This window comes from Pradoshia sp. (assembly GCF_051873915.1).
GTDB lineage: Bacteria > Bacillota > Bacilli > Bacillales > Pradoshiaceae > Pradoshia.
This window is the reverse complement of the sequence record NZ_JBJEFJ010000153.1, coordinates 1-7331: the sequence shown is the minus strand read 5'-3', so window position 1 is coordinate 7331 and position 7331 is coordinate 1. Positions and strand designations below refer to the sequence as shown.

The window sequence follows — 7331 nt, the reverse complement described above, 5'->3', positions numbered from 1 at the left end:
CGGGTGATTAATGAGGGCCCCTCCAATCATGACCATGCCCATGATGAGATTGTAAGAGCCAACCAATCCTGCGAGCTTTTCCTTATCCTTCACCGGCTTTTCAATCAATAACACCTCGGAGTTATTGCGGCGAAAAGTTGTTCGGGCCCCGTCCGAAAACCTTCCTTTCAACTTTTCTGCCATCCGCCGGAGGCTTCACCTTTATTCAGAGGGTGTTTGCATTCATCTCGCGCTTATCTAAGTTGAAGACTTTTGCTGAATAAAGGTAAAGCCTGATAAGAGCCAAGTTTGCTTTTTCACTCCTATGAGATATGCGAGTATAAACAAGATAATGGCTATTATGATGAAAGATTGGTTCACCACTCCATTCCTCCTTCTATTACTCTTTCTCCTTGATTCCGTTCTTTCCCTTCAAAAAACTATATTTCTTTTAAACTATAACGAATGATTCTTATATATGAAGTAAATCGAAAGATTGGATTCCTAGTTCTTTGGGTAGTCTTGTCCTTTATTAGTCGGTGTTCAGATAACGATTGGTATTTATTCAGGCATCAGGGCGCTTGGCCGGCCATCCTCCATTAAAGAAAAGTTGCAACAGAGTTCGAGTATCCATAAATCCAATTTAAATAAAGAGGCGGCAAGAGAGAAATCTCCCTGGCCGCCTAGTCTCCAATCATTCACCTGTTTTAGCGAACTCACTGATTCTTGCTCCAATCTCATCACGCACACGCTGGAAGAAGGCCCATTTTTCCTCTTCTGTACCTTCTGCCTTCGCCGGGTCATCAAATCCCCAATGAACCCGCTTCACATTGGGCGGTGTTACTGGGCAGTGCTCATCTGCGTGCCCGCATAATGTTACAAGGAGCTCAGCATGATTTAAGATTTCCGGATCAATGACATCAGAAGTATTTGTGGAAATATCAATCCCCACTTCCTTCATTGCCTTGACAGCATTCGGATTCAGTCCATGCGCTTCAAGTCCTGCGCTTTTCACTTCCCACTCAGGCAAGAGCTTCTTCGCCCAGCCATCTGCCATTTGACTGCGGCATGAATTGCCGGTACATAAAAAATAAATCGTTTTTTTCTTTTTCATCTATTACTTCCTCCTAGTTATCTAATGATGCTTCATCTCGAAAGTATTTCTTCTGCCAGCGCAAGGCAACATTCACCAGGGCAATTAATACCGGTACTTCAACGAGCGGACCGATGACCGCCGCAAAGGCCACCCCGCTATTAATACCAAACACGGCAACAGCCACCGCAATCGCCAGCTCAAAATTATTGCTTGCTGCTGTAAAGGACAATGAAGCCGTAACCGGATAGCTGGCTCCAGCCTTTTTCGATGCAAAGAAAGACACCGCAAACATAATCAAGAAATAAATCAATAATGGAACGGCAATTCGAAGCGCATCCATAGGCAGCTCAACAATCTTATCCCCCTTTAAGGAGAACATCATGATAATCGTAAAGAGCAGCGCAACCAGGGTAAGCGGAGAAATCTTCGGCAGGAATGCTTCCTGATACCATTTCTCTCCCTTTAGCTTTAACCCTAAGTAACGCGTCAGCATCCCTGCCGCAAATGGTATTCCTAAATAGATGAGAACACTCTTGGCGATTTCCCAAATGGAAATCACCACTGTTAGGTTCTCCATGCCAAACACACCCGGCAGGACGTTTAAGAAGAAATAGGCAAATACGGAATAAAACACAATTTGGAATACCGAGTTAAAGGCTACAAGCCCTGCGACATATTCCCGGTCACCGCGCGCCAAATCATTCCACACGATGACCATCGCGATACAGCGGGCAAGACCAATCATGATTAATCCTGCCATATACTCCGGATAATCATGTAAAAATAGAATAGCCAGGAAAAACATCAGAACAGGACCGAGGAGCCAGTTTTGGAACAAGGAAAGCAGCAGGACCTTCCAATCCTTAAACACTCGCCACATCTCTTCATAACGGACCTTTGCCAATGGGGCGTACATCATCAAAATCAGCCCGATAGCGATTGGAATCGAGGTCGTTCCAACTGAAAACGTATCTAATGTATCTTTAAAATCTGGTAACCAGACCGCTATTAACACTCCAAGTGCCATTGCCGCAAATATCCACAAGGTTAAGTACCGATCCAAGAAGCTCAGCCTTTTTGTTACACTTTTTTCTTTCACATTTATCTCCTCACTTCCTTAGCATTCACTCTGGCAGCTATTCACATCAATTGGCTTAAGCTCATCAATGATTGCCTGTATGTATGGCTTCTGTTCCTCATTCAAGCGAAAATGCTTCCATGTTCCCTTCTTCCGTTCGAGGATGATTCCGGCATCCTTCAGTTTCTTCAACTGCTGACTGACAGCAGGCTGAGAAATATTCAAGATGTCAACGAAATCACAGACACATACTTCTCCATGCTTTAGACAGGCCAATAGCTTCAACCGGTTTGAATCACTTACGGCTTTTAGCAGCTGTGCCATTTCTTCAGATTGATTCATCCCCTTCCCCCTCCCTTATATATAATCAATCACTTATATAATACAATGATTATATTATACAGAATATGAATTTCTTTTCAAGATTTTGGACCACTGGAATCCCCCGCCCAATACAGACATATTTAGCAGCACTCATGTATACAAAAAATAAAAAAGGAATGTGACCACAACATGAAGAATGAACAAGTTGAAGATAGACTTTTCAAATGAAAAAACCAATAAACATGGAACAATTCTCAATAGACGAAGATTCGTATTTATCAACGAGTTATTTAGGGAAAAGAATTTTGTGGAGTTATGCAAGAGCCTATCATACACACAGATGGCTCCTTGAATAAATAAGTCAGGAGGGAAACAAGATGAGTCAGAGGGAGAAGATTAAACGGCACCTAAATAAGCTTTGTAAGGATATCGGCCCTCGCCCGACAGGATCGGCAGCCAATGAGGCCGCAGTGAAATATGCGTGTTCAGAATTAAAGGCATGCGGACTGTCAGTGGAGCGCCAAGAATTCAACTGTATCGATTGGCATAATGATGGCGGCAGACTGTATGTTGACGGAGAGAGCATCCCTATCACTCCTGCTCCATACACGCTTCCTTGTGAGACGGAGGCTGAGCTGGTCTGCATCCAGTCAATCGATCAATTACGCCAGGCTGATCTCAAAGGCAAAATTGTCGTCCTATATGGAGAGATCTGCATAGAACCGCTCATGCCTAAAGGTTTTATGTTTTGGAATCCTGAAAAGCATCAGGAAATAATCGCCTTGCTGGAAAACGGGAACCCATGTGCCGTTCTGACCATCAGCCTTGATGCAAGCGAGCTTGTCCCAATGATTGAAGACGGGGATTTTAACATTCCATGCGCCATTCTACCAAGGTCCTGCCTTCCTGCCCTGCTCACGGGTAAAACAGCGAACCTGATTCTGCGCACAGCTCGCATGAACACCAAGGCTGCCAATGTCATCGCCACTTATGGAGAAGGGCCAGAAAAAATCGCCCTCTCCGCCCATATCGATACAGCGCCCCAAACTCCTGGAGCGCTCGATAACGCATCAGGTGTGGCCGTTTTATTAGGACTTGCAGCCGCACTAGAAGGAAGTGAATTGCCTTACCAAATCGAATTTGTCCTTTTTAACGGGGAGGATCATTACTCAAACATTGGTGAAATGGTCTATCGCGGGTCCTATCTAGCTGCCCCCGCTTCATACAAATATGCGATTAATGTGGACGGGGCTGGTCTGCAGGACAGTTTAATCTCCTACTCATTTTATGAGTGCCCCGAAGATTTAGAGAAAATGGTGGCGCAAGCGGCGGTCGCGTATAAATTAGAACAAATTGACCCTTGGCCGCAAGGCGACCATACCCTATTCTCTTTAGCAGGAGTCCCGGCAATCGCCATCACCTCCTCTGAGATTTTCAGTCTAATGGGGTCTGTTCTCCACACAGAAAACGATACGGATGAACGAATTGATTTAGACAAGCTTGAGTGCCTCGTCAGCTTCCTCAAACAGGTCATCCAAAACAGCAGCCGGTGATTTTTTCATCGACTGCTGTATTCAGGAAGAACTATTTTAACCCTTTGCTAATAGGGAAAAAGCTGCCCAAAGGACAGCTTTTTATGAACAGTCACACTAATCCATATCATTGAATGCTGTGAATGCGGAGCCAGATGAGGTATGCTCATTAACCCATTCCTGCGAAATACTGGACAAATGATCCCAATCAGGGATTCTTGCGTTATGCTCAGATACCCAGCTTAAGCAATATTGCGGATCGATACTTTCCTCATAACACTTGGATAAGAAACGTTCAATATTGGCTTCCGTACAATTCTCAAATGCACCGCACGTTTGAGAAAAAATTTGCTCCATTTTTGCTTGGATCTGATTCCTGCTATATCCTGTCATTTTGCTTCTCCTTCATTAGGGCAAAGATTATTTACATCCAACTGTTTTCTATTCTTCATTCGTTTTAACATTGGAACCATGACGGCTGTTTACTGTTGGGATATGCTTCAAAGGAGAATCACCATTCTTTGAAGTCGTTTCCTGATTACGTACCCGATATTTATTCTTCGATTGGCCTTGATTATCGTTCAAGATTCTTCACCTCCATTGTCTAACCTTTGAAGAATGAAAGAAATTTATTCAACGGGAAGATAGAAAATGGCAGCTATATTCGAAATAAGTATCAAAAATGAAAAAAAGCCGCCAGCAAGGCAGCTTCTTCATCCTTAATTACCGTTCCCCCATACCCATTCCTAGCACCAAAAGACCAAAGAGCACCCACGCAGCACCATTCAGCAAAATCCCTCCCAGAATGGTGTACCACTTCTTCGAAAGGCAGGCAAAAATAACCCCCATCAATGAAAGGACGGTGAACCCCAATAAAAAGGGACCCGCATTTTTTGGGCGTAGAAAAAAGGCTAAAACCGCATTAAAGCCGACCATTAGCAAGGATAGCTTCGCAAACTTATTCATCCTTCCTCTCCCCCTTCAAAAAACCACAGACCACCTTGTAAAATTCATCTGCCGCTTCATAATGAGGCGTATGTCCGCATTCTCTTACAATATACGTCTCACCAAGCCTCACATCGATTTGGAAAGCATCCATTTGAATTGGACAAGGCACAGCATCATGCTCTCCCATAATCAATAAACAAGGCATGCTTAATTCTTTTAATAATGGCAGCACGTTTTTAAATATCCTTCCCTCATCCCTTAATCGGTTATAATGAACCTCAGACCGTTCATAGAATAAGTCCCATTCAGCATCAGTATACACGCTCGTATCTGCCAGATCAGCAAAATTATATGTGTATACACGCATTCGATTATCACCGAGATACTCCCGCTCCTCCATATATCCTTCTACAAGCTCTCTCGTTCGGATAGATGAATTTCGTATCAAAGACAAGCAACGCTCCTGAACATCAAATAACTCATATTCTGCACAAAGTCCAGCTGTTTTCTTCAGCAGCGACTTCGCCGTAAGCCGAAAATCAAAGGTCGGCCCCTCGAAGACTACCTTCTCTATCGAGTCGGGATACCGTGAGGCATACAGCAAGGCAAGGTAGCCTCCAAATGAATGCCCGATGACGGACCATTTATCTATTCCGAAAAAACAACGGAGGCCTTCACAATCTTCGATTAAATCATCAAGCCCGAATGGTTCATGTACGTCTATCTCCTCTGATCTCAATGTTCCCCTTTGGTCAAAAGCAACGACACAGAAATCATTCCCGAATCTCTCTAGTTGATGATAGGTGAAATCAAAGCACCCCTCACCCGGTCCGCCATGCAAATACAAGATGACGTTCTTTTGCCTCTCGCCACTGATCTCAACGTACAACTGTTTACCGCGAATTTCGATAAATCTTCCTTCTTCCATATTGTCTCCTCCTCATTTTTAGAATAAGTACACCTTAAATAGACGGAGGAGGCCGAGCCGATAATGAAATTAGTTAATGAAAGGGTTCCATATCATATTTCATACTCTGCCGCCTTTCGAAATCATCATTTCATAACTTTATTCGCTATGGTTTAGAAGAATACCTTCCGTAAAGTGATACTTCAATCAGTTGAGCCTCACCCACACAGATGATTAGTTGAACCATATCATGGTTTATCGGGCAGTTAATTTCCTAACAATCTTCCCTATTCACTTCCTTCCCTTAGGCGGAAGCCTTACTACCTATTATGGGGGAAAAGTTCTACCGCATCAGCAGGCAGGTTCCGAACACGCTGGAGGTAGTGCATCATATTCTGATCATCTTCCAATGGATAGGTAAAATCAAAATGGTCTGCGACATCCCGTGCTAATATTCTAAACAATTCACATGTGGTAAAGACAGCCTCCCACATATTTGAATAATCCGAATCAGAATACGTCCCTTCATACATCTCCCAATAAGCTTTAGGAAGATGATTCTTAACATACTTGCCCAGCTTTCCAGTAGAAATGTGAAAATCATGCTGAATGCCTATCCACCAGGAAATCATTAATTCTAGCGGTACCCTCATCGTCTGTTCAAACATGTGCTTGGCATATGGAAGCTCATCACGCCATATCCCTTTGGCCACGTTTTGCGAGCACCACCAAAAATCATTCGTATACCGATTATATTCCTCCTCCGACGGCTTTACGACATGGTAGTCACAATCCGTTGGCGCAGGAATAGCGGGGAGCAGACCATCCTTATCCAATAAAGGGCATGTAAGCTTATCTAGACCGTATTCTCTCTGCATGCACTCTTTCATTTGAAGTCGAAGATCGATTCGATTCCCATCGTTAAAGAGCATCAAGAACATATAGGATTCCAAACTCTCTCCCTCATGCGCAGTCACCCCGTCGTTCTTATCAGGCTCCTGCATCATCAAAAGACCCCCGAATGCAGTAAGCCATTCCCGCCTCTGAATGAAAGGCTTTATCTCCTCCACCACATACACCACATCATAATCTTGAAACAAATCCTTGGGCACATTCGGATTTGTCCGTGAGCCATTCATATAGACAGCTCGAATGCGTTCATCCTGCTTAGCAGTTGCTAAAATTAGGCCCATCATCTCTTGTTCAGTTCTCATAGGCACCCTCCTTTATTCCTTCACTATTCTCTTCCCATTACCGAAAGATTCAACAAGCTGTCTATAATAGGAGAAATTTGTTTCTAAACAGGTTCCAAATTAGGGATAATACAAGCGTTGTGCTATACTTAACTTACCATTTGCTATTACAAGTTTCATACGTTTGTTGCACAAGTCCTATTCAATAATTGAATAGGACTTTTTTAATTGTAGAGATGAGTATAAAAAAAGACCCTGCACCGGCAGGGTCTTT

At 43.5% G+C, this 7331-nt stretch carries 9 protein-coding genes and 1 pseudogene; 1 reads left to right on the top strand and 9 read right to left on the bottom strand.

From position 1 onward, the window contains the following. From ACI35L_RS13435 to ACI35L_RS13420, 4 genes and pseudogenes are all read right to left on the bottom strand, one after another. Positions 1 to 183: pseudogene (locus ACI35L_RS13435) on the bottom strand (hypothetical protein); the annotation flags it as partial. 490 nt (positions 184 to 673) lie between these two features. Further along, a complete protein-coding gene (gene arsC, locus ACI35L_RS13430; RefSeq protein ID WP_439803097.1) occupies positions 674 to 1093 on the bottom strand; it encodes an arsenate reductase (thioredoxin) in 420 nt (139 codons plus the stop codon). Between the two features lie 13 nt (positions 1094 to 1106). After that, entirely contained in the window at positions 1107 to 2174 is a 1068-nt protein-coding gene (gene arsB / locus ACI35L_RS13425) for an ACR3 family arsenite efflux transporter (protein ID WP_439803096.1), read from the bottom strand. Between the two features lie 18 nt (positions 2175 to 2192). Beyond that, complete coding sequence (locus ACI35L_RS13420; RefSeq protein WP_439803095.1) at positions 2193 to 2495, bottom strand: ArsR/SmtB family transcription factor; 303 nt, start codon at positions 2493 to 2495, stop codon at positions 2193 to 2195. A 359-nt stretch (positions 2496 to 2854) separates the two neighbouring features. On the opposite strand from ACI35L_RS13420, the gene ACI35L_RS13415 reads away from it, so the two are divergent. Further along, on the top strand, positions 2855 to 4030 hold the full coding sequence (locus ACI35L_RS13415; RefSeq protein ID WP_439803094.1) for a M28 family peptidase: 1176 nt from the start codon (positions 2855 to 2857) through the stop codon (positions 4028 to 4030). 96 nt (positions 4031 to 4126) lie between these two features. Here the strand turns inward: ACI35L_RS13415 and ACI35L_RS13410 are convergent, their stop codons facing one another. From ACI35L_RS13410 to ACI35L_RS13390, 5 genes are all read right to left on the bottom strand, one after another. Beyond that, positions 4127 to 4402, bottom strand: a complete 276-nt coding sequence (locus ACI35L_RS13410; protein ID WP_049671987.1) for a hypothetical protein — start codon at positions 4400 to 4402, stop codon at positions 4127 to 4129. A gap of 48 nt (positions 4403 to 4450) precedes the next feature. Continuing rightward, the gene (locus ACI35L_RS13405) at positions 4451 to 4594 is read right to left on the bottom strand and encodes a hypothetical protein (RefSeq protein WP_439803093.1); all 144 of its coding nucleotides are present in this window, start codon (positions 4592 to 4594) and stop codon (positions 4451 to 4453) included. Between the two features lie 138 nt (positions 4595 to 4732). After that, positions 4733 to 4975, bottom strand: coding sequence for a hypothetical protein (locus ACI35L_RS13400; protein ID WP_439803092.1), 243 nt, complete (start codon positions 4973 to 4975; stop codon positions 4733 to 4735). Beyond that, positions 4968 to 5885, bottom strand: a complete 918-nt coding sequence (locus ACI35L_RS13395) for an alpha/beta fold hydrolase (RefSeq protein ID WP_439803091.1) — start codon at positions 5883 to 5885, stop codon at positions 4968 to 4970. The genes ACI35L_RS13400 and ACI35L_RS13395 overlap by 8 nt, the downstream gene beginning before the upstream one ends. Before the next feature lie 299 nt (positions 5886 to 6184). After that, positions 6185 to 7078 carry an aminoglycoside 6-adenylyltransferase gene (locus ACI35L_RS13390; protein WP_439803090.1) on the bottom strand — a complete coding sequence of 298 codons (894 nt, stop codon included), beginning with the start codon at positions 7076 to 7078 and terminating at the stop codon, positions 6185 to 6187. Positions 7079 to 7331: the final 253 nt, after the last annotated feature.